The organism is Pseudomonas sp. PGPR N4, from assembly GCF_059693665.1.
The window spans coordinates 805,296-825,834 of record NZ_JCAUKV010000002.1 but is presented as its reverse complement, the minus strand read 5'-3'; the positions used below and the strand labels follow the sequence as shown (position 1 = coordinate 825,834).

The window sequence follows — 20,539 nt, the reverse complement described above, 5'->3', positions numbered from 1 at the left end:
CAGAACTCCTATCCGATGTTGGACAGCTTGAGCAGATGACGCAGGTCGTCGAGCACGTGCTTGCCCTTGACCGTGGCGTCGTAGCGCAGCACCAGGTTGCCGTGCGGGTCGACGATCCACAGTTGCGGCCCCGGCTCGCTGACGTGCTCGCCGTAGCGCTGCAGGTCCAGCGGATAACGCTGCAACTGCGGGTACTCGCGGGTGAGCAGCTGCTGGTAATCGCTGCTCAGTGGCTGCGCAGCCGCCAGCGCATGGCTGGCGCGGCTGGCATCGCGGCCCAGGCCGATCTGGATCTGCCGCGCCAGGTACACAAGGTTCTGACAGGGCTGATCACACGCCGCCGGTGCGCTGACCAGCAGTTGCCAGCGCTGCTCCTGCGCCGGGATACCAATGTCGGCCCGGCTCAGGCCGTTGCCGATCATTGCACCGTGATAACTGCGGCCGTCCGGCACCCAGAACTTGAACTTGTACATGCTGGTGGCAAGGATCATCGGGCCGAGGGTGACCAGCAAGATCAGCAACAGCTGCCAGCGTCCGCGGCTGCGGGGCTTGCGGCCTTCAGGCACGTCCAGTGGACTCGTGGCGGCGCTCATGGTGATGCTCCTTGTTGTTATGCCAGCCGAAGTACAGGTACAGCAGCACCAATGCCGCCGCCAGGGCGAACCACTGCACGGCGTAGCCCAGGTGCTTTTCCGGGCCCATGGCGACTATCGGCCAGTCCAGCCGGTAGCTGGCTGGCCCGCCGAGCAGGCGCAGTTCGTGGCCATAACCGTCACGCCCCAACTGCTGCCAGAGCGCAGCGGGGTCGATGGCAGTGAGCAGGTGCGGCCACTGCCCGCCGACCGGGTCCGGGTGCAGTTGGAAGGCCGCGCCGGGGGCGATATAGACCGACGCCTGCAGCGCCAGCGTTTGCGAAGGGGTATCGAAGCGCGCCGGCACACGCCGATCGGGCCAGGGCAGCCAGCCGCGATTGATCAACAGCCAGTGGCCGCTGGCCTGATCGAGAAACGGTTGCAGCAGCTCGACGCCGACCTGGCCGTCGCGCAGGCGGTTGTCCAGCAGCAGGCTGTGATTGGCGTCAAAGTGGCCAAACAGCTGCACCCGATGAAAAGCCGGATCGGCTAGCGACTGCAGCTCGGCCAGCGCCAGCGGCGCTTCGACCTGGCGTTCGGCGTAGGTCGCCAGCAGTTCGCGCTTCTGCTCGGCGCGGCTCAGTTGCCAGCAACCCAGCGCGATCAACCCCGGCAGCAGTGCAACCACCACCAGAGTCGGCACCAGCCCGGGGCGAAACGGCTTCACCTTGGGCCACGCTGTGCGAACGCTATACTTGCCTGCATCACCAAGCCCCCCGGGGAGTGCCGCCATGCTCAAGGCCGCCATTGTTTTGCTGTTGTTGGCCACTGTTGCCAGCCTGTTCAGTGGCCTGGTGTTTCTGGTCAAGGACGATCAAGACTCGACCCGCCTGCTCAAGGCCCTGACCGTGCGCGTCAGCCTCGCAGCGCTGACCATCGGTCTGATCGCCTGGGGCTTCATGAGCGGGCAACTGGTCTCCCACGCGCCCTTCTAATTGCATCCCACGCGCCCTGTGTAGGAGCGGCCTTGTGTCGCGATTGGGGCGCGCAGCGGCCCCATAAATCGTGCAGCCACCACAGATCGCCGGGCCCGCTACGCGCGCCTATCGCGACACAAGGCCGCTCCTACAGGGTCCGCGCAAGCCGTTACAGCACATAAACAAATACAAACAAGCCAACCCACACCACATCGACAAAGTGCCAATACCAACTGGCTGCCTCGAAACCGAAATGCTGGTTGGCATCAAAATGCCCGCGCAGCACGCGCACGAACATCACGATCAAGATCACCGTCCCCAAGGTCACGTGCGCGCCGTGGAACCCGGTCAGCATGAAGAACGTCGCACCATAGATCCCCGAGCCCAACGTCAGCCCCAGATGCACATAAGCTTCGTAGTACTCGTAGGCCTGCAATGCCAGAAACGACAGCCCCAGCAGGATGGTCAGTCCCAGCCACAACTTCAGCGGCCCGCGATGGCCTTTGCGTAATGCGTGGTGGGCGATGGTAATGGTCACACTCGAGCTGACCAGCAGCAGGGTGTTGATCAACGGCAGGTGCCAAGGGTCGATGACATCCTTGGGCGGCGGAAACAGCTTCGGGTCCGGCGTGTGCAAAAGCGGCCAGGCAAACTCGAAGTTCGGCCAGAGCATGTGCGCCACACCCTTGGCGCCGTCACCGCCCAACCACGGCCCGGCCAGCACGCGCACATAGAACAGCGCGCCAAAGAAAGCCAGAAAGAACATCACCTCGGAGAAGATGAACCAGCCCATACCCCAGCGGAACGAGCGGTTCATTTGCGCGCTGTACAGCCCCGCCTTGTCCTCCCTGATCACCGCACCGAACCAGCCGAACAGCATGTAGGCCAGGCACAGCGCACCGAAGAAGAAGATCAGCGGCCCGTGCGAATCCGGGTGGCCGGCCTTCAGATCATTGAACCAGGTGCCCAGGCCGAACACCGTGACGAACATGCCGATGGTGGCGATGATCGGCCATTTGCTCTGCGCCGGGACGTAGTAGTGATCGTGATGTGCCATTGCTGTTCTCCTTCCCTCAGCGGGCGCGCTGGACGCCCTCGGTGCTCAACTGGGCAACCGGCGGGTGGCGAGCGGTGATGTCGAACAAGGTGTAGGCCAGAGTCAGGTGCTTGACGTTGCCCGGCAGGTCGCGGTCGACGATGAACCGCACCGGCATCTCAATGCGCTCACCCGGCTGCAGCACCTGCTGGGTAAAGCAGAAGCATTCGGTCTTGTGGAAATACGCCGCCGCCTCGGCCGGAGTGATGCTCGGTACCGCCTGAGCGCTCATCGGCTTGTCGGTCGGGTTGTGCGCCACAAAGATCATCTGGTTGACCGCGCCCGGGTTGACCTCGACCTGGTCGGCACGCGAGTAGAAGTCCCAGCTCATGTCACCAGCATTGGTGGACATGAACTGCACCCGCACCGTGCGCGAAGGGTCGCTGACCTGGCTGCCTTCGTATTGCCCGCCGGTCTTGCCATTGATGCCGAACGCCTTGCACATCACGTCGTACAGCGGCACCAGGGCAAAGCCGAAGGCAAACATCACCACCGTCAGCAGCAGCAGGCGGCGCACCAGGCGTTTGAGTGGCAGGCTGGTCATGGCAAGGCCCTATTTCACTTCCGGCGGCGTCTGGAAGGTGTGGTACGGCGCCGGCGATGGCACCGACCACTCCAGCCCTTCGGCGCCATCCCACGGTTTGGCCGGCGCTGGCCGGCCTCCACGGATGGTCTTGATGACGATGAACAGGAAGAAGATCTGCGTAGCGCCGAACAGGAATGCACCAATCGACGAGACCATGTTGAAGTCGGCGAACTGCAGGTTGTAGTCGGGGATGCGCCGGGGCATGCCGGCCAGGCCAACGAAGTGCATCGGGAAGAAGGCCAGGTTCATGCCGATGAACGACAGCCAGAAGTGCAGCTTGCCGAGGGTTTCGTCGTACATGTGGCCAGTCCATTTCGGCAGCCAGTAGTAGGCCGACGCGAAGATGCCAAAGATCGCCCCAGGCACCAGCACATAGTGGAAGTGCGCCACCACGAAGTAGGTGTCGTGGTACTGGAAGTCCGCCGGGGCAATCGCCAGCATCAGCCCGGAGAAACCGCCGATGGTGAACAGGATGACAAAGGCAATGGCGAACAGCATCGGCGTCTCGAAGGTCAGCGAGCCTTCCCACATGGTGCTGACCCAGTTGAACACCTTGACCCCGGTCGGCACCGCAATCAGCATCGTCGCGTACATGAAGAACAGCTCGCCCACCACCGGGATGCCGACCACGAACATGTGGTGCGCCCAGACAATGAAGGACAGAAACGCGATCGCCCCGGTGGCGTACACCATCGAGGTGTAGCCAAACAGCGGCTTGCGTGAAAACGCCGGGATGATCGAGCTGACTGCGCCGAACGCCGGCAGGATCATGATGTACACCTCGGGGTGGCCGAAGAACCAGAACACATGCTGGAACAACACCGGATCACCACCGCCGGCCGCGCTGAAGAAGCTGGTGCCGAAGTGAATATCCATCAGCATCATCGTCACCACCCCGGCCAGCACCGGCATCACGGCGATCAGCAGGAAGGCGGTGATCAGCCAGGTCCAGACGAACAGCGGCATTTTCATCAGGGTCATGCCCGGCGCGCGCAGGTTGAGAATGGTCGCGATCACGTTGATCGCGCCCATGATCGAGCTGACGCCCATCAGGTGGATAGCAAAGATGAAGAAGGTCACGCTGGCCGGCGCATAGGTGGTGGATAACGGCGCGTAGAAGGTCCAGCCGAAGTTGGGCCCGCCACCGGCGCTGAACAGGGTCGATACCAACAGCAGAAACGCCGCCGGCAGCAGCCAGAAACTGAAGTTGTTCATCCGCGGCAGGGCCATGTCCGGGGCGCCGATCATCAATGGGATCATCCAGTTGGCCAGGCCGACAAACGCCGGCATCACCGCGCCGAATACCATGATCAGGCCGTGCATGGTGGTCATCTGGTTGAAGAAAGCCGGTTCGACGATCTGCAGCCCCGGCTGGAACAGCTCGGCGCGAATGACCATGGCGAACGAGCCGCCGAGCAGGAACATGCAGAAGCTGAACCACAGGTACATCGTGCCGATGTCCTTGTGGTTGGTGGTCAACACCCAGCGCATCAAGCCCTTGGCCGGGCCGTGGGCATGGTCGTGGCCATGCTCGTCGATCACTGCACTCATGTCCTGTCTCCTGCCAGCCACTGGCTGCGGCGCAATTTACGGCTCATTTGGCTTCTGCCTGCTTGAGCGCGAGCACGTCTTTAGGCGTGACCATGTCGCCTTTGTTGTTGCCCCAGGCGTTGCGCTCATAGGTGACCACGGCGGCGATATCGACTTCCGAGAGCTGTTTGCCAAACGCGGCCATGGCCGTGCCGGGCTTGCCGTGGAAGACAATGCCCAAGTGGCCTTCGATAGGCCCGGTAGCGATTTTCGAGCCCTTGAGTGCCGGGAACATTGGCGGCAAGCCCTGGCCCTCGGCCTGGTGACAGGCGACGCAAGTGGTGTGATAGACCTTGTCGCCGCGCTCGACCAGCTCTTGCAGGGTCCATTCCTTGCTGGTCAGCTCTTTGAGCTTGGCCGCTTCGGCCTTGCGCTCGCCCAGCCAGGTGTCGTAATCGGCCTGCGACTTGACCTCGACCACCACCGGCATGAAGCCGTGGTCCTTGCCGCACAGCTCGGTACACTGGCCGCGGTAGATGCCGGGTTTCTCGACCCGGGTCCAGGCTTCGTTGACGAAGCCGGGGATGGCGTCACGCTTGACCGCAAAGGCCGGTACCCACCAGGAGTGGATCACGTCGGCGGCCGTGACCAGAAAACGCACCTTGGCGCCCACCGGGATCACCAGCGGCTGGTCGACCTCGAGCAGGTAATGCTCGTCCTTGGGCGCCTTGTTGTTGATCTGTTCCGCGGGGGTGGCAAGGTTGCTGAAGAACTCGACATCCTGCCCCAGGTATTTGTAATGCCACTTCCACTGGTAGCCGGTGACCTGGATATCGATATCCGATTCACTGGCGTCGTAGATTTCGATCAGGGTCTTGGTGGCAGGGATGGCCATGACGATGAGGATCAGCAGCGGCACCACGGTCCACATGATCTCGACCCAGGTGTGCTCGTGGAAGTGCGCGGCCTGCTGGCCGGTGGAGCGGCGGTGGATCACCATCGACCAGAACATCGCGCCAAACACCACGATGCCGATAACGACGCAGATCCAGAAGATGATCATGTGCAGGTCGAACACTGCGTGGGAGACTTCGGTAGCCCCGGGCGCCATGTTGACGGTCCATGCGCCATGCGCCTGACCGATAACCGACCACAACAGAAGGCCCATCCAGACATGTGGATGTCGCATCATTGCGGGTTCCCCTTATCATTCTTGTAATCCCGGAGGCATAGACCTTGGGCAAGGGGGGGCGGCGGTCAAGACAGCCTGCTTCGACGACCGAGCTCCTCTGCAAACTGCAGGTGGGCCTCATCAACCAATCACGTTCAACCCGAGTATAGACAGCGCTCTAGGCCACGCAACGCGGCCTATGAAAACATCGTCACAAAGCCACAAAACCCAGCAAACCCGCGCCATTGCTGGGTCATGGCATAATGATGGCATCGCTATATTCTTGAGCTCGCACACGTTTGCGTTGCTTATAACAAATGCGTCTTAGGCATCCGGTATACCGAGCTAACTTAGAGCTTTCCGTAAGTACTGTCTTCCGTTTGTCACCCAATGTCCCTGGAGTTGTCATGAACATCGCCGCTGTACGCGAGCAGATCAAACAAGCCCATCAACATGAGAGCCAGAGCGGCCAATTGAAACAGCGCCTCGAAGCGCAACTGCCGCACCTGCATCCGTCCATCCAACTCCCTGAGAAAGATGCTCAGGGCACCCTGGCGCGCTTTGTTGGCGCTTATATCGATGAGGTTCCAGAGCTACTCGAAGCTGCCCATGCGGTCGCGCTCGAAGCTGGCATCGAGTCGCAGATCAAACCGGTATTGAAGATCGCCGAAGCCTATTTCATGCAACCGCCCAGCGTCATGCAAGGGCATGTCGGCCTCGATTGCCTGCTCGATGAAGCCTACCTGGCCCATCGTCTGGTCGAAGAGGTCAACGATCTGTACATCAAGCACTTCGGGCAGCCGCTGATTCCGGCGGACACCACCGTGGCCAACCTGATCGCCCATCAACTGATCGGCGAAGAGTTTGCCAACCAACTGGATGAAGTGGTGCATCACTCGGTCGACGAGATGCTCGACGACGACAGCTTCGCCCTGGAATCGGTCGAAGCCTACCGCGCCACGCTGAGCAGCCCGGCGACCGGTGAAGCCTGGAAACGCTGGCCGTGCCTGTCGCGCCAGCTGGGGGTCGAGCTCGGCCAACCGGCTTGAGCTGACGCAGTGTGAACCGGCCGGTCGCGGGCAACCCGCGACCGGCCAATACTGTTTAGGTGCAGTGCCCGCTCAGGCACCCACGCCCGCCGTGGTCCGCAGCCGCCCCTCGATCCGCCGCTTCAAGCGCCACTGCTCGATCTTCAAGCGCGAGCCCTTGGCGGCATTGCTGCGCCCCCAGTCTTCCAGCAGTTCCAGGCACGAGTGGTCGATGTAGCTCAGGTTGCCCAGCGGCACATGCAGGGTCGTGCCCGCAGGCACCTGCTCAAGTACCTGGGTCAGGGCCGGCACCTTGAGGAAGGTGGCCGCGCCGCTCAGGCGCAACTCCATATGCCCAGGCTTGGCCAGGTCGACCAGATTGATTTTCAGCCGGGCCGCCTTGAACGCCAGCTTCAACAGAGTCAAGGCAAAGCCCAGCAAGACCCCGGTCAGCAGGTCGGTGAAGATGATCGCCAGCGCTGTTGCGGCATAGGTGAACATCGGCATCCGGCCATATCGGCCAAGGCTGCGAAACGCCTTGAAATCAACCAGCTTGATCCCGGTATACACCAGCACCCCGGCCAGGCTCGCCACCGGAATCTGCTGCAGCACGCTGCTCAGCACTACCACAAAGCCCAGCAGCCAGACACCATGCAGGATCGCCGAAGCGCGAGTCTGCGCGCCGGCCTGGACGTTGGCCGAGCTGCGCACGATCACCCCGGTCATCGGCAGCGCACCGAGCACGCCGCAGAGCATGTTGCCGATGCCTTGCGCCGAAAGCTCCTTGTCGAAGTCCGAGCGCTGCCCGCTGTGCATGCGGTCTACCGCTGCAGCAGACAGAAGCGTTTCAGCACTGGCGATGAAGGCCAGGGCAAAGGCGGCGACCAGCAAGGTCGGGTCGGCCAGCTTCAGCAGGTCATCCGGGCGCAGCCAGTCGATCGCTTCGGACAGGTCCGCCGGCACCACCACGCGGTTGACCGGCAGTGCCAGCCACATGGCGATTGCGGTCATGCTTGCCACACCGAGCAGCGCGCCCGGCACAAAGCGCAGCCGCTGCGGCCGGAAGCGCTCCCAGGCCCACATCATGGCGATGGTGCCCAAGCCAAGCGCACCGGCCTGCCAGCCATTCCCCGCGTTTTCCAGCGGCAGCGCTGCCAGCAGCGTTTCGGGGAAGGCCAGCAGGTTGTTCAGGCCCGAAGGCTGCGGCGCGGTGTCGAACATCACATGCACCTGCGACAGCACAATCAGCACGCCAATCCCGGCGAGCATGCCGTACACCACCGCCGGTGCCGTAACCCGAAACCAGCAGCCCAAACGAAAACGCCCGGCCAATAGCTGCAGCAAGCCCGCCAGCAGCAGAATCGGCCCAAGCATGGCCATGCCATGCTGGCGCACCAGCTCGAACACCAGCACCGCCAGGCCCGCCGCCGGGCCACTGACCTGCAGCGGCGAACCGGCAATGAAGCCGACCACGATGCCGCCGATAATGCCGGTAATCAGCCCCTTGGCAGGCGGCATGCCGGATGCGATGGCGATACCCATACAAAGGGGCAGGGCCACCAGAAATACCACCACTGAAGCCAGTAATTCTCGCGGCAGGGCCGCCTTGATCTGTGTTTTGTTCACCGTATTTCTCCTTTCTAGACACATGGCCGGTCCGCTGGCCATGGGCACAATGGGCCCCTGACAGGCGCGCAGGCGCCCGCCGCCAGCGCAGATGCCGGCAACTCGGTCAGGGAAATTCAAGGCAGCCGAAGGCCGCACCGCGCCCCTTAGGGTGCGCGGTCGGCTATCAAGGTTTTGCGGGTGTCAGGGTCGCTTAGTAGCGGCCTCTCGGCGTGGCGCTCGGGATCGGCTGGCCAGCCTCCAACGGCAGGAAGCTGTCGCTGACGGCGTCATAGGCTTCGATCCGACTGGTCTCGATGTCGTAAATCCAACCGTGGATGTGCAACTGGCCAGCGGCCAGGCGCGAAGCGACCGACGGGTGCGTGCGCAGGTGCTGCAGCTGGGCGATGACGTTTTCTTTGGTCACGACCTGCATGGTCTCGTGCTCGCTGCCGCACGAGCAGTTGTCTTCAACCACTGTGCGGGCCACTTCGGCGTGGCGCAGCCAGGCCTTTACGGTCGGCATCTTTTCCAGCGAAGCGGGGTTGAGCACCGCACGCATGGCGCCGCAGTCGGAGTGGCCACAGATGATGATGTGGTGCACACCGAGGGCCAGCACGGCGTACTCGATGGCTGTCGAAACACCACCGTTCATCTGGCCATAAGGCGGGACCACGTTACCGACGTTACGGGTCACGAACAGGTCGCCTGGCGAGCTCTGGGTGATCAGTTCGGGAACAATCCGTGAGTCGGCACAGGTAATGAACATAGCGCGTGGGGTTTGCGCTGTGGCGAGCTTCTTGAACAGCTCTTGCTGCTCTGGAAACACATCGTGATGAAACTTCAGGAAGCCGTCGACGATATGCTTAAGGGCGGCATCGGCGCTTTCGGCCGGGACAGCAGCCGGGGCGGCTTTGGATGGGTCCTTGATGGGCATGATTCATCCTCTAGACGGTGTGGGTAAGTTCCATATTACCGGTTAAAGATTCTGGCTATGCGGGGAATTAGATGACACGCACGGGCCATGAATCACAGTCGGTGTGGACTGATTTCCTACGCTACCGGGGAAAACTTAATTGAAACTTAATTTGAAGGCTCTAGAACGGGCGTTCCAGCTTCATTTGGCGGGACTTTGATAATAGCAAAAAAACATCAGAGGCCAAGAGTCATTAGTAAAAATATTGTGCAGTATTAGTTGGGCTGAAGGGTAACTGCCTGGGCTCAAAACAGTGCCATCTGCCCGCCGGGCCGACAGAACGCCGAGCAGTCCAGCGTTTGCGCCTCGCGGCCGGCAAAATCCAGCCGGCGCATGGCCCGAGAGAAGCGCTGCTGCAACAATTCGGCAAACACTCCTTCACCGCGCATGCGGCTGCCGAACCGGCTGTCGTAAAGTTCGCCGCCGCGGCTCTGGCGGATCAGGCTGAGCACGTGCGCGGCGCGCTGCGGGTAATGATCCTGCAACCACTGTTCGAACAACGGCGCTACCTCCAACGGCAAACGCAACATCATGTACGCCGCACTTTGCGCTCCGGCCTGCTTGGCCGCTTCAAGCAGATGCTCCAGCTCGCTGTCGTTGATCATCGGGATCATCGGCGAGCACAGCACGCCGACCGGGATACCCGCTGCGCGCATCACCCGGATCGCCCGCAGGCGTGCCTTGGGCGCTGCCGCACGCGGCTCGAGCACACGTTTGAGCTCATCATCGAGGGTGGTCAGGCTGATCATTACCCGCACCAGGCGCTGCTGAGCCAGCTCGGTGAGCAGGTCGAGGTCACGCAGAATCAACGAGCCTTTGGTGACGATGGTGACCGGATGGCGAAAGCGCAGCAGTACCTCCAGCAAGCGCCGGGTCAGCAACTGCTCACGCTCGATGGGCTGGTACGGGTCGGTGTTGGAGCCAAGGTTGATCGGTGCACAGACGTATCCCGGCTTGCTCAGCTGTTGTTCGAGCACTTCGGCAGCGTTGGTCTTGGCAATTAGCTTGGTTTCGAAATCCAGCCCTGGGGACAAATCCCAGTAAGCATGGCTGGGCCGCGCATAGCAGTAGATGCAGCCGTGCTCGCAACCGCGATAGGGGTTGATCGAACGGTCGAAGGGCAGGTCGGGGGAGGTGTTGCGGGTGATGATGGTCTTGGCGGTTTCGCTGCGGATCTCGGTGCCCTGGGTGAGCGGCACCTCTTGATACCAGCCGTCATCCTCCGCCACCGATACGCTTGGCGCAAATCGGTTGTGAGGATTGTCGGCGGTGCCACGACCGCGCACAGGAGAGACTGACATGAGCATACTCGGAGAACTGTTTTTATATACAGTACTCCGAATGCGCAGCCAATGCCATGACCGCCCGGCGCTCAGTTACTCGCTGGGCTTTTTCAACTTGGGGTTAGGGAAAAACTGCACCGTCTGCACCTTGACCGGCTCAGCCTTGACCGCCTGTTGATTGACCCGTGTGCCCAGCTCCTTGGGCACCGACAGGCCCTGCTCGTTGAGCGTATCGGTAAACCCGCAGGCGACGCACTCTCGGTGCGGTACGCCGTCTTCGCTCCACATGGTCAAGCGATCCGGCTCGCTGCACGCCGGGCAGACCGCCCCGGCGATAAAGCGTTTTTTGGTCTTGCTCACAGGCACCTCACTCATGCCGCTGCATCCTCGCTCAAGCCGCAGTGACGCAGCAGGGCATCGATCGACGGCTCGCGGCCACGGAAGTCGACAAACAGTACCATCGGCTCACGCGAACCACCGCGGGCGAGGATCGCCTCACGGAAGGCGCGGCCGGTTTCGGCATTGAGTACGCCTTCTTCTTCGAAGCGCGAGAAGGCATCAGCCGACAGCACTTCGGCCCATTTATAGCTGTAGTAACCGGCAGCGTAACCGCCGGCAAAGATGTGCGCGAAGCTGTTCGGGAAGCGGTTGTAGGCCGGCGGACGCATCACCGTGACTTCATCACGCACGCCTTCCAGCACCTCCAGCGCGCTGCGACCGTCGCCATGGGTGGCGTGCAGCTCGAAATCGAACAGCGAGAACTCGAGCTGGCGCACCATCATCATGCCGGACTGGAAGTTCTTCGCTGCGAGCATCTTGTCGAGCAGGTCCTGCGGCAGTGGCTCGGCGGTCTCGAAGTGGCCCGAGATCAACGCCAGGCCCTCGGGCTCCCAGCACCAGTTTTCCATGAACTGACTTGGCAGCTCGACCGCATCCCAGGCCACACCGTTGATGCCGGATACGCCGGCATGCTCGATGCGGGTCAGCAGGTGATGCAGGCCGTGGCCGAATTCGTGGAACAGAGTGGTGACTTCATCGTGGGTCAGCAGCGCCGGCTTGCCAGGCGCGGCCGGGGTGAAGTTGCACACCAGGTTGGCCACCGGGCTCTGCAGGCTGCCAGCCTCGGTACGGCGGCGGTCGCGCGCGCCGTCCATCCAGGCACCGCCACGCTTGTTGGCGCGGGCATAAAGGTCGAAGAAGAAGCGCCCGACGTGCTCGCCGTTCTCCTTGATCTCGAACAGGCGCACGTCCGGGTGCCAGCTGTCGAAGCCCTTGAGTTCGGCGATTTCGATGCCGTACAGGCGCTGGACGATGGCGAACAGGCCAGACAGCACCTTGTCGATCGGGAAGTAGGCACGCAGGGTTTCCTGCGAAACGCTGTAGCGCTGCTCGCGCAGCTTCTCGCCGAAGTAACCGACGTCCCAGCTGGCCAGTTCAGGGCAGCCTTGCTCGGCAGCGTAGGCCTTGAGCTGTGCCAGGTCCTGCGCGGCAAACGGCTTGCTGCGCTTGGCCAGGTCCCGCAGGAAGCTCAGCACCTGGTCGCTGGACTCGGCCATCTTGGTCGCCAGGCTCAGCTCGGCGAAGTTCGGGTAACCGAGCAGCTGCGCCAGCTCCTGACGCAGATCGAGGATCTCGTTCATGACCGGGCCGTTGTCGAACTGGCCGGCGTTCGGGCCTTGGTCCGAAGCGCGGGTGCAGTAAGCGGCGTACAGTTCTTCGCGCAGGGCGCGGTCGTTGGCGTAGGTCATCACCGCGTAGTAGCTGGGGAATTCCAGGGTGATCAGCCAGCCATCGAGGCCCTTGGCTTGCGCAGCGGCAGCCATCTGCGCCTTGGCCGATTCGGTCAGGCCGGCGAGGGCGGCTTCGTCGCTGACGTGCTTGCTCCAGGCCTGGGTGGCGTCGAGCAATTGGTTGGAGAAGCGGCTGCCCAGCTCGCTGAGCTTGCTCTGCACTTCGGCATAGCGCTGCTGTTTGTCCGCCGGCAGGTCGATACCCGACAGGCGGAAGTCACGCAGGGCGTGCTCGAGGATGGTCTTTTGGGCGACGTCGAAGGTCGCCGACTCGGGACTGTTGGCCAGGGCTTCATAGGCCTGGAACAGCTCGCGGTTCTGACCCATCTCGGTGGAGTAGGCACTCAAGGCCGGCAGGCACGACTCATAGGCCTCGCGCAGCTCGGCGCTGTTGCACACCGCATTGAGGTGGCTGACCGGGCTCCAGGCCGCGCCGAGGCGGTCGTTGAGTTCGTCCATCGCCAGCACCAGGCCAGCCCAGGTAGGGTGCTGGCCCTGGCTTTTGAGAATTTCAGCGATGGCTTTACGGTTATCGGCAAGGATCTGTTCGATCGCCGGCAACACGTGTTCGGCACGGATTGCCGAGAAGGGCGGCAGATCGTAGGACTGCAGAAGCGGGTTGTTCGCACTCACGGTTTGGATACCTTGGCAGGAGAAACATGGGACCATCTTAATTACAATCGACGCCGTCCGCAGCAGGCAGCCCGCCTATTGGCATTCAAGAGAGGCGCTATCATGGCCATTCGTAGCTTTCAGCAACACACTCCGATAGTTGGACCCCGGGCCTTTGTCGACCGTTCGGCGGTGGTGCTGGGCGACGTGCAGATCGGCGAGGACAGCTCGGTATGGCCGCTGACCGTGGTGCGCGGCGACATGCACCGCATCCGCATCGGTGCGCGCACCAGCGTGCAGGACGGCAGCGTGCTGCACATCACCCATGCCGGCCCGTTCAACCCGGACGGCTTCCCACTGATCATCGGCGACGAGGTGACCATCGGTCACAAAGTCATGCTGCATGGCTGCACCCTGGGCAATCGCATCCTGGTCGGCATGGGCAGCACCATCATGGATGGCGCGGTGGTCGAGGACGAGGTGATCATCGGCGCCGGCAGCCTGGTGCCGCCGGGCAAGCGCCTGCAAAGCGGTTACCTGTATGTCGGCAGCCCGGTCAAACAGGCGCGGGCACTGACTGACAAGGAGCGGGCGTTTTTCCCGTACAGTGCCGCCAACTACGTCAAGCTCAAGGACCTGCACCTGGCCGAAGGCTACGACCGCCCGGAATGACGCCTTCGCGGCGCCCATCCGCACAACCGAGAGACTCCATGCACCAGCAGACCATTCTTTTCGACCTGGACGGCACCCTGACCGACCCGCGTCTGGGCATTACCCGTTCGATCCAGTACGCCCTGGCCAAACTGGGCATCGACGAGCCGGACCTGACCCGCCTCGAACACTTCATCGGCCCGCCCTTGCTGCAGGCCTTCATGCAGTTCTACGAGTTCGACGAGGCCAAGGCCTGGCAGGCGGTGAACTTTTACCGCGAGCGCTTCAAGGTCACCGGCCTCTATGAAAACAGCGTGTATGCCGGCGTGCCCGAGCTGCTCCAAGCGCTCAACGAGCAAGGCCGCACGCTATATGTAGCCACCTCGAAGCCGTGGGAATTTGCCCGCGAGATTGCCCGCCACTTTGCCTTCGACCATCACTTCAAGGTGATCTACGGCAGCGAGCTGGATGGCACCCGCACCAACAAGGTCGAGCTGATCGCCCACCTGCTCGAGCAGGAAGGCCTCGACCCGGCGCATACCCTGATGATCGGTGACCGCAAGCACGACCTGATCGGCGCGCGCAGCAACGGCGTGCAGGCCGTGGCGGTGGGCTACGGCTTCGGCAGCCGCGAAGAGCTGACGGCTGAAGCGCCAGCCTTCCATTTCGAAACGCTGGCTGAACTGCATCAGGCGTTTATCAGGGCCTGATCAGCTTCGCCGACGGCTGCGCAAGCTTGCCCAGCTCAGCTTTACGCTGTGCCAGGGGCAGCTTGCCCAGCTGTTCAACCGCCTGATAGAACCGCGGCCAATCCCCGCCGACCTGCTGGAACATTGCCGCAAAGGCCGGCACCCATTGGTCATAAAGGCCGAAGGGCAACAGCTTGGCATTGCTCATTGGTGCGTAGATCCAGGCGTCATAGCGTTTGTCGCCCGCCCATTGACCATCGCGCAGCTGCCGGTACTCGGCGCGCAGACGGGCAAACTCGGCTTGCTTGGCCGCTCGCTTGGCGGCATCGGAGAGTTGCCCCGCGTAGAGCTGCTGCAATCGCTCACGGCTATCGAGCACCAACTGAATGAACTGCTCGCGTTGCCGTGAAGTGTCTTCGCCAACCGCTGCAAGGCCACGGGCGGCGCGCCATTGCCGCGTGCCTTGCTGCTCGACAAAAGTGGCAAAGGACTCGTTGAACTCGGTGTCATCCTTCACGTAAAAGCGCTGGTGTGCCAGCTCGTGAAAGATCAACGAAGCCAGCCGCTCGTCACCCCAGCCAAGCATCGACGACAGCAGCGGATCATCGAACCAGCCCAAGGTCGAGTAGGCTTCGACACCGCCGACATACACGTCCAGCCCTTGCTGGCGCATCAACGCCGCCGCACCGCGCGCTGCACCCTGGCGGTAGTAACCGCGATAGGCCACGCAGCCGGCAATCGGGAAGCAGTGAGTGATCGGCTGCAGCGACAGCTCAGGCGTGGCGAACACGTTCCACACCACGTACGGCCGGCCCAGATCGGCATACATCCGGTAGCTGCGGTTATCAGGCAGCTTCAGCACATCGCTGGCAAACACTCGGGCCTTCTCGGCGTGCTCAAGCCGCTCGCGCAACACCGGATCTGTCGCCGGGTCGCGCAGCACCTGCTCGACCGGCTGGCGCGCACGCAGCAACTGCAATTGGCCCGCGGCCAGTTGGCTGTGGTAACTCACGCTGCTGCAACCGCTCAGCAGAACAAGCGCCAGTACGGGAACCAAAGGTGAGAAAACGCGGTCGAGTGCCCCAAGGCCTGAGCGCTGACTAAAAAGATCGTAAAGCATCGCCGCTGTTCATCTCGCTCAAGGTTGTGCAAAGCCACAGACTATCTCGCCAAGAGGGAGTATCGCCATGCGTGCACCGATAGCCATCGGCGCCTTACTGCTGTTGTCGGGTTGCTCGACCCTGCCCGATGCCGACCCGAGCAAAGCCTGGGTCGACCTCGAACCGAGCGATGACACGGCGCTGCATGCCGTGCAGGTCGACGAGCGCGACTGGCAAGACAACCGTTACTTCGAGGTCGAGCCCGGCAAGCATGAGCTGACCGTGCGCTATCAATTCCCGGTAGCGCCGAGCAACATTGGCCCGGTGGCCGAGCCGCTCTGGCGCGACTGTCAGCTGAATGTCGACTTCAAGGACTTCAACGCTGGCCAGCGCTACAGCCTGCAAGCAGGCAGCATCGGCTTCAGGCCGTGGCTGAAACTCTACGATGAGCAACAAAAGCTGGTAGGCCAGGGTGCACCGGCGGGCTGCCAACGCAGCTGATGGCGACGATTGGCGCTATGCTCAAGGCTTGTAACCTGCAAGTGGGAGTTCCACCATGCGCCAGCCCATGATGCTGATCGCCCTGAGTACACTTGGGGCCTGCGCCAGCCCCTTGCCCCCCGTTGACCCAAAACAGGCGTGGGTCGACCTCTACACCATGACACCCGGCAAGGTGATCATGGCTGACCGCCTCGATGGCAAGCGCCTCGACGACGGCCGCTACTTTCAGGTCCCCCCCGGCCAACACGAGCTGAGAGTGCGTTTTGACTATGAGCTCAGTGGCGGGCTGTTCACTACTGACCCTACCCAGCGCACCTGCTACCTGACCGTACGGTTCGACAACTTCGAAGCCGGCCAGCGCTATCGCCTGGAGGCCAGGGCACCAGCCATGCAGCCGCAGGTGTACCTCTACGACACCAGTCGCAAAGTGTTGGTGGATGAGCCCAGCGACGTGTTTTGCATCCCATAAAGAAAATGGGGCTGCTCGAGTCCGAGCAGCCCCATGGCATCAACCGTTACTGATCATTCTTTTGATAAATGATCTTCTTGCTGCCACCTTCACAGCTGCCCACCACCATGTTCTGGTCGGTGACCTCACTGTTGGCAACAATCTCCAGGGTGTAGGAGGCTACGCCTCGGGCCTGGATCTTCGCTTCGATTTCAGCTTTGAGCTCTTCGCAGGGCTTCACTGCAGCTAACGCAGAGGTAGCGAGCAGCGAAGCCAGCAGGGCGATTGCAACGCGAATCATGGGACGGCTCCTGGAGCGGCAGGCCAACTGCCGACAACCCTTAGACTACAACAAACCGCCCCAGTTGCGCCGCCTCAGCCCTCCAGTGTGGCGTCGAGGCTGATCTGCGCATTGAGCACTTTCGACACCGGGCAACCGGCCTTGGCCTTGTTGGCGATCTCGGTGAACTGCTCTTGGCTGGCGCCTGGCACCTTGGCCTTGAGGATCAGGTGCACGGCGGTGATGGCGAAGCCGTCGTCCTGTTTGTCGAGGGTGACTTCGGCGGTGGTGTCGATGCGCTCTGCGGTCAGGCCAGCCTCACCGAGCATCATCGACAGTGCCATCGAGAAGCAGCCGGCGTGGGCAGCGCCGATCAGTTCTTCAGGATTGGTGCCGGGGGTGTCTTCAAAGCGGGTATTGAAGCCATAAGGGTTCTGCTTGAGCGCGCCGCTCTCGGTGGACAGCATGCCTTTGCCATCCTTCAGACCACCTTGCCATACCGCTGATGCTGTCTTTTTCATGGTGTCCCCTGAACATTTGCTTGCGTGTAGGTAAAGATTGAGAGGACACCACCTACGGCAAGTTCAGAACAATCCGCAGGCAAACATTGAATACATCGAATCTGCCCATACAGAGTCTACAAGGCTAACGCCCTTTACTTTTTTGCGGAGGCAGCGATGACGCAGTTGCGTGATCTGAAGATTTCAACCCTCGACCTGGTCCCGGTACGCGCCGACGCCGGCCCAGCCCAATCCCTGCACAATTCACTGGACCTGGCGCGCCACGTCGAGCGCTTTGGCTACAACCGCTTCTGGGTGGCTGAACACCACAACATGGACGGCATCGCCAGCTCGGCCACCTCGGTGCTGCTCGGCTACCTGGCCGGCGGCACCTCGACCATCCGTGTCGGCGCCGGCGGGGTGATGCTGCCCAACCACGCACCACTGGTGATCGCCGAGCAGTTCGGCACCCTCGCCAGCCTCTATCCCGGCCGTATCGACCTTGGCCTGGGGCGTGCGCCCGGCTCTGACCAGATGACCGCCCGCGCCCTGCGCCGCGAGCGCTCGGGCAGCGCAGACGACTTCCCAGATGATGTCGAAGAACTGGTGCGCTACCTCGGCCCACGCACGCCTGATCAAAAAGTGATCGCCGTGCCGGGGTATGACACCGAGGTGCCGATCTGGCTGCTCGGTTCCAGTCTGTTCAGCGCCCAGCTGGCTGGCATACGCGGCTTGCCTTACGCCTTTGCCTCGCACTTTGCGCCGCGCTACATGCATGAGGCGATTCGCACCTACCGTAATCATTTCAAGCCGTCGACGGTGCTCGACAAGCCCTATGTGATGCTCGGCGTGCCGATGGTGGTCGCTGATACCGACGAGACAGCCGAGTATCTGGCGACCTCGGTATATCAACGCATCCTCGCACTGATGCGTGGCCAGAGCCTGATGCAGCGCCCACCGGTGAGCACCATGGACGGCCTGTGGCTGCCCCATGAGCGCGAAGCGGTGATGAGTTTCCTGGGTCTGGCGATGATCGGCAGCCCGCAGAAGGTGCGGGCCAAGGTAGAGGTGCTGCTGGAGCAGACCGGTGCTGATGAGCTGATCTTCACCTGTGACCTTTACGAGCACGCCGACCGCATCCGGTCGTACGAACTGCTCGCGCAGGCGCTCAAGGCCGACTGAGTGCAGATGCGATTGGGGCTGCTTAGCGGCCCCAATTGGCCATTACGCAGGCAATATCACTTGCGCGTGTAGACGATTTCCTTGGTGCCGCCCTCGCAAGAGCCCACCACTTTGCCCGCTGGATCACCCTTGTCGATGATCTCCAGCGTGTAACCACTGACCCCTTTGGCATCCAGCTTCGCCGCAATCTCTGCCTTGAGCTCCTCGCACGGTTTGCCTGCGGCCATGGCACCACCGGCCAGCATCAGCAAACCCATCGCCATCAGTAGCTTGTTCATCGATCGCTCTCCTTGTTCAGATCAATCAAACAGGGCGCAACGCGCGCCCCTAAACTGTATTACCCCATCCCGCACGGACACTCTAGCCCGGTAGTGTTTCAGCTCTCGGCAATACGGAAGCCAACCTTCAAGGTGACCTGGAAGTGCGCGACCTTGCCATTCTCGATATGGCCGCGGGTTTCGGTGACTTCGAACCATTCCAGATGCTTGAGGCTCTTGCCGGCCTCGGCGATAGCGTTGTTGATGGCGTCCTCTACACTGGTCGTGGAAGACCCAACCAGCTCGATTTTCTTGTACGTACGATGCTCAGACATTAGCGCGTTCCTCGAGTGATTACCGCAGATGAGCCTAGCAGTGCAGGCCTGATTTACCTGCGAGCGGTCAATTCGAGAAAAAGTTCGATCGCACTTTTGCCGCGCGGCACAGTCGCACTAGTTACTGCCACTTACCATTGCGAAGGAGAGTCAACATGGCCCGCAACACCCTGCGTAAGACATCGCTGCAAAGCATGGAAGCCGAGATCGAGAGCCTCCTCAACACCCTCGAGACGCTCAAGAATGACGCCTCCGAAGAATCGCAAAAGTCCCTCAAGGCCATTCGCGGCAACGCCGAAAACGCCCTGAAACACTCGCGCAGCGTCATCAGCGACGCCTATGACGAGGTCAAGACCCGCACCCGTCAAACCGGCATCGCTACCCGTGACTACGCCCAAGAGCACCCATGGACTGCCGCCGGCGTTGCCGTTGGCGCACTGGGCCTGCTGGCGGCTTACCTACTGACCAAACGCAACTAAGCCATCTGCTCCAGCTCGCGGCGCAGCCACTGCGCCAGTTGCTCGGCGCGCCCATCTGCGGCGCGCCGCGGCACCCACAGCGCCAGCGCGGCGTTGGTGGGCGAGAACCCCCAGGGTGCAATCAAACGCCCGGCACGCAAGTCGTCCGCTACCAATGGTTGCGGTGCAATCGCCACGCCCAGGCCTGCCACGGCCGCCTCCAGCAAATAATACAAATGCTCGAACGCCTGCCCCAGCTGTAACTCGCCCGTGCTCAGGCCATGCTGCGCCGCCCAGGTAGGCCAGGCTTGCGGCCGCGAGGTGGTGTGCAGCAACGCTTGCTGCAGCAATGCTGCGGCTGGGGCGTTGCGCAGGCTCTGCGAACCGGCAAAGTGCGGGCTGAGCACCGGGCCGATGCGTTCTGCAGCCAGGACATGGACCTGCATATCTGCCGGCCACGGCGGCTCGGCGTACACCAGCAGCGCATCCAGCCCCGGCCGGCGCGGATCGAGGTCGCCTTCACCCGCCGACAGGTGCAGGCGCAGCGCCGGCAGCTCGGCATTCAGTCGCCCAAGCCTGGGGATAAACCAGCGCGCCAGCAGGCTGCCCGAGCAGCCCAGCACGAACGGCGCTTCGCTGACATCCCGGCTCAGCTCGGCACACACGCCGCGCAGGCGGTCGAAGGCATCGACACTGGCATCGCGCAGGCGCACGCCGGCATCTGTGAGTTTGACGCCACGCCCCTCCTTGACGAACAACGCCACCCCAAGATGCTCTTCCAGCACCTTGATCTGCCGGCTGACCGCGCCGTGGGTCACGTGCAGCTGTTCGGCGGCCTGGCTGACGCTGTTCAGCCGGGCGGTCGCTTCAAATGCCCGCAGAGCATTCAGGGGAGGGAGGTCGAGGCGCATA

General features: G+C 62.3%; 25 protein-coding genes. 8 read left to right on the top strand and 17 right to left on the bottom strand.

The annotated features are described in order from the left end of the window. Positions 1 to 8 precede the first annotated feature (8 nt). Positions 9 to 593: a PA_0111/PP_0108 family redox-active disulfide protein gene (locus AC58X1_RS13455; RefSeq protein WP_150570260.1), complete on the bottom strand. Its 585-nt coding sequence runs from the start codon at positions 591 to 593 to the stop codon at positions 9 to 11. Next, complete coding sequence (locus AC58X1_RS13450; RefSeq protein WP_497428961.1) at positions 559 to 1,299, bottom strand: SURF1 family protein; 741 nt, start codon at positions 1,297 to 1,299, stop codon at positions 559 to 561. Before AC58X1_RS13450 ends, AC58X1_RS13455 begins: the two co-directional genes overlap by 35 nt. Before the next feature lie 64 nt (positions 1,300 to 1,363). On the opposite strand from AC58X1_RS13450, the gene AC58X1_RS13445 reads away from it, so the two are divergent. Further along, positions 1,364 to 1,567 (top strand): twin transmembrane helix small protein, encoded by a 204-nt coding sequence (locus tag AC58X1_RS13445; protein ID WP_101322723.1) that lies wholly within the window; start codon positions 1,364 to 1,366, stop codon positions 1,565 to 1,567. 151 nt (positions 1,568 to 1,718) lie between these two features. Here the strand turns inward: AC58X1_RS13445 and AC58X1_RS13440 are convergent, their stop codons facing one another. Genes AC58X1_RS13440 through coxB form a run of 4 tightly spaced genes read right to left on the bottom strand, consistent with a single transcriptional unit; the run spans position 1,719 to position 5,953 of the window. After that, positions 1,719 to 2,606 (bottom strand): cytochrome c oxidase subunit 3, encoded by an 888-nt coding sequence (locus AC58X1_RS13440; RefSeq protein ID WP_497428960.1) that lies wholly within the window; start codon positions 2,604 to 2,606, stop codon positions 1,719 to 1,721. 16 nt (positions 2,607 to 2,622) lie between these two features. After that, a complete protein-coding gene (locus tag AC58X1_RS13435; RefSeq protein WP_101322725.1) occupies positions 2,623 to 3,189 on the bottom strand; it encodes a cytochrome c oxidase assembly protein in 567 nt (188 codons plus the stop codon). 9 nt (positions 3,190 to 3,198) lie between these two features. Beyond that, positions 3,199 to 4,782 (bottom strand): cytochrome c oxidase subunit I, encoded by a 1,584-nt coding sequence (gene ctaD, locus AC58X1_RS13430; protein WP_101322726.1) that lies wholly within the window; start codon positions 4,780 to 4,782, stop codon positions 3,199 to 3,201. A gap of 43 nt (positions 4,783 to 4,825) precedes the next feature. Continuing rightward, a complete protein-coding gene (gene coxB / locus AC58X1_RS13425) occupies positions 4,826 to 5,953 on the bottom strand; it encodes a cytochrome c oxidase subunit II (protein WP_150570262.1) in 1,128 nt (375 codons plus the stop codon). Positions 5,954 to 6,339: 386 nt separating this feature from the next. Here coxB and AC58X1_RS13420 point away from each other — a divergent pair, with 386 nt between their 5' ends. Beyond that, positions 6,340 to 6,981, top strand: a complete 642-nt coding sequence (locus AC58X1_RS13420) for a hypothetical protein (protein ID WP_101322728.1) — start codon at positions 6,340 to 6,342, stop codon at positions 6,979 to 6,981. 72 nt (positions 6,982 to 7,053) lie between these two features. On the opposite strand, the gene AC58X1_RS13415 is transcribed toward AC58X1_RS13420, so the two are convergent. The 5 genes from AC58X1_RS13415 to prlC all read right to left on the bottom strand — a co-directional run bounded on the left by AC58X1_RS13415 (position 7,054) and on the right by prlC (position 13,283). After that, positions 7,054 to 8,586, bottom strand: coding sequence for a SulP family inorganic anion transporter (locus AC58X1_RS13415; protein ID WP_101322729.1), 1,533 nt, complete (start codon positions 8,584 to 8,586; stop codon positions 7,054 to 7,056). Between the two features lie 193 nt (positions 8,587 to 8,779). Beyond that, positions 8,780 to 9,502 (bottom strand): carbonic anhydrase, encoded by a 723-nt coding sequence (locus tag AC58X1_RS13410; RefSeq protein ID WP_101322730.1) that lies wholly within the window; start codon positions 9,500 to 9,502, stop codon positions 8,780 to 8,782. 284 nt (positions 9,503 to 9,786) lie between these two features. Further along, a complete protein-coding gene (locus tag AC58X1_RS13405; protein ID WP_409035098.1) occupies positions 9,787 to 10,842 on the bottom strand; it encodes a PA0069 family radical SAM protein in 1,056 nt (351 codons plus the stop codon). Between the two features lie 75 nt (positions 10,843 to 10,917). Beyond that, on the bottom strand, positions 10,918 to 11,199 hold the full coding sequence (locus AC58X1_RS13400; RefSeq protein ID WP_101322733.1) for a YheV family putative zinc ribbon protein: 282 nt from the start codon (positions 11,197 to 11,199) through the stop codon (positions 10,918 to 10,920). After that, the gene (prlC, locus tag AC58X1_RS13395; RefSeq protein ID WP_101322734.1) at positions 11,196 to 13,283 is read right to left on the bottom strand and encodes an oligopeptidase A; all 2,088 of its coding nucleotides are present in this window, start codon (positions 13,281 to 13,283) and stop codon (positions 11,196 to 11,198) included. The genes AC58X1_RS13400 and prlC overlap by 4 nt, the downstream gene beginning before the upstream one ends. Before the next feature lie 66 nt (positions 13,284 to 13,349). On the opposite strand from prlC, the gene AC58X1_RS13390 reads away from it, so the two are divergent. Together AC58X1_RS13390 and AC58X1_RS13385 are read left to right on the top strand one after the other, a co-directional pair. Further along, the gene (locus AC58X1_RS13390; protein WP_101322735.1) at positions 13,350 to 13,898 is read left to right on the top strand and encodes a gamma carbonic anhydrase family protein; all 549 of its coding nucleotides are present in this window, start codon (positions 13,350 to 13,352) and stop codon (positions 13,896 to 13,898) included. A 38-nt stretch (positions 13,899 to 13,936) separates the two neighbouring features. After that, the gene (locus AC58X1_RS13385) at positions 13,937 to 14,587 is read left to right on the top strand and encodes an HAD family hydrolase (RefSeq protein WP_101322736.1); all 651 of its coding nucleotides are present in this window, start codon (positions 13,937 to 13,939) and stop codon (positions 14,585 to 14,587) included. On the opposite strand, the gene AC58X1_RS13380 is transcribed toward AC58X1_RS13385, so the two are convergent. Beyond that, on the bottom strand, positions 14,577 to 15,686 hold the full coding sequence (locus AC58X1_RS13380; RefSeq protein ID WP_497428959.1) for an aminopeptidase: 1,110 nt from the start codon (positions 15,684 to 15,686) through the stop codon (positions 14,577 to 14,579). The genes AC58X1_RS13385 and AC58X1_RS13380 overlap by 11 nt on opposite strands. 67 nt (positions 15,687 to 15,753) lie before the next feature. On the opposite strand from AC58X1_RS13380, the gene AC58X1_RS13375 reads away from it, so the two are divergent. Both AC58X1_RS13375 and AC58X1_RS13370 read left to right on the top strand, forming a co-directional pair. Continuing rightward, positions 15,754 to 16,167 carry a PA0061/PA0062 family lipoprotein gene (locus AC58X1_RS13375; RefSeq protein WP_181088456.1) on the top strand — a complete coding sequence of 138 codons (414 nt, stop codon included), beginning with the start codon at positions 15,754 to 15,756 and terminating at the stop codon, positions 16,165 to 16,167. A gap of 55 nt (positions 16,168 to 16,222) precedes the next feature. Then, entirely contained in the window at positions 16,223 to 16,636 is a 414-nt protein-coding gene (locus AC58X1_RS13370; RefSeq protein ID WP_101322739.1) for a PA0061/PA0062 family lipoprotein, read from the top strand. A gap of 46 nt (positions 16,637 to 16,682) precedes the next feature. On the opposite strand, the gene AC58X1_RS13365 is transcribed toward AC58X1_RS13370, so the two are convergent. Both AC58X1_RS13365 and AC58X1_RS13360 read right to left on the bottom strand, forming a co-directional pair. Next, the gene (locus AC58X1_RS13365) at positions 16,683 to 16,916 is read right to left on the bottom strand and encodes a DUF1161 domain-containing protein (protein WP_101322740.1); all 234 of its coding nucleotides are present in this window, start codon (positions 16,914 to 16,916) and stop codon (positions 16,683 to 16,685) included. A gap of 74 nt (positions 16,917 to 16,990) precedes the next feature. Next, positions 16,991 to 17,416, bottom strand: a complete 426-nt coding sequence (locus tag AC58X1_RS13360) for an OsmC family protein (RefSeq protein ID WP_103435463.1) — start codon at positions 17,414 to 17,416, stop codon at positions 16,991 to 16,993. Between the two features lie 156 nt (positions 17,417 to 17,572). Here AC58X1_RS13360 and AC58X1_RS13355 point away from each other — a divergent pair, with 156 nt between their 5' ends. Continuing rightward, positions 17,573 to 18,577: an LLM class flavin-dependent oxidoreductase gene (locus tag AC58X1_RS13355; protein WP_150572340.1), complete on the top strand. Its 1,005-nt coding sequence runs from the start codon at positions 17,573 to 17,575 to the stop codon at positions 18,575 to 18,577. A 56-nt stretch (positions 18,578 to 18,633) separates the two neighbouring features. On the opposite strand, the gene AC58X1_RS13350 is transcribed toward AC58X1_RS13355, so the two are convergent. Both AC58X1_RS13350 and AC58X1_RS13345 read right to left on the bottom strand, forming a co-directional pair. Continuing rightward, positions 18,634 to 18,855 (bottom strand): DUF1161 domain-containing protein, encoded by a 222-nt coding sequence (locus tag AC58X1_RS13350; RefSeq protein WP_101322743.1) that lies wholly within the window; start codon positions 18,853 to 18,855, stop codon positions 18,634 to 18,636. Between the two features lie 98 nt (positions 18,856 to 18,953). Next, positions 18,954 to 19,169 (bottom strand): dodecin, encoded by a 216-nt coding sequence (locus AC58X1_RS13345; RefSeq protein ID WP_101322744.1) that lies wholly within the window; start codon positions 19,167 to 19,169, stop codon positions 18,954 to 18,956. A 155-nt stretch (positions 19,170 to 19,324) separates the two neighbouring features. Between AC58X1_RS13345 and AC58X1_RS13340 the strand changes: the two genes are divergently transcribed. Further along, a complete protein-coding gene (locus AC58X1_RS13340; protein ID WP_101322745.1) occupies positions 19,325 to 19,648 on the top strand; it encodes an ElaB/YgaM/YqjD family protein in 324 nt (107 codons plus the stop codon). Here the strand turns inward: AC58X1_RS13340 and AC58X1_RS13335 are convergent. After that, positions 19,645 to 20,538, bottom strand: a complete 894-nt coding sequence (locus tag AC58X1_RS13335; protein WP_312391112.1) for a LysR family transcriptional regulator — start codon at positions 20,536 to 20,538, stop codon at positions 19,645 to 19,647. The genes AC58X1_RS13340 and AC58X1_RS13335 overlap by 4 nt on opposite strands. Between the last annotated feature and the right edge of the window lies 1 nt (position 20,539).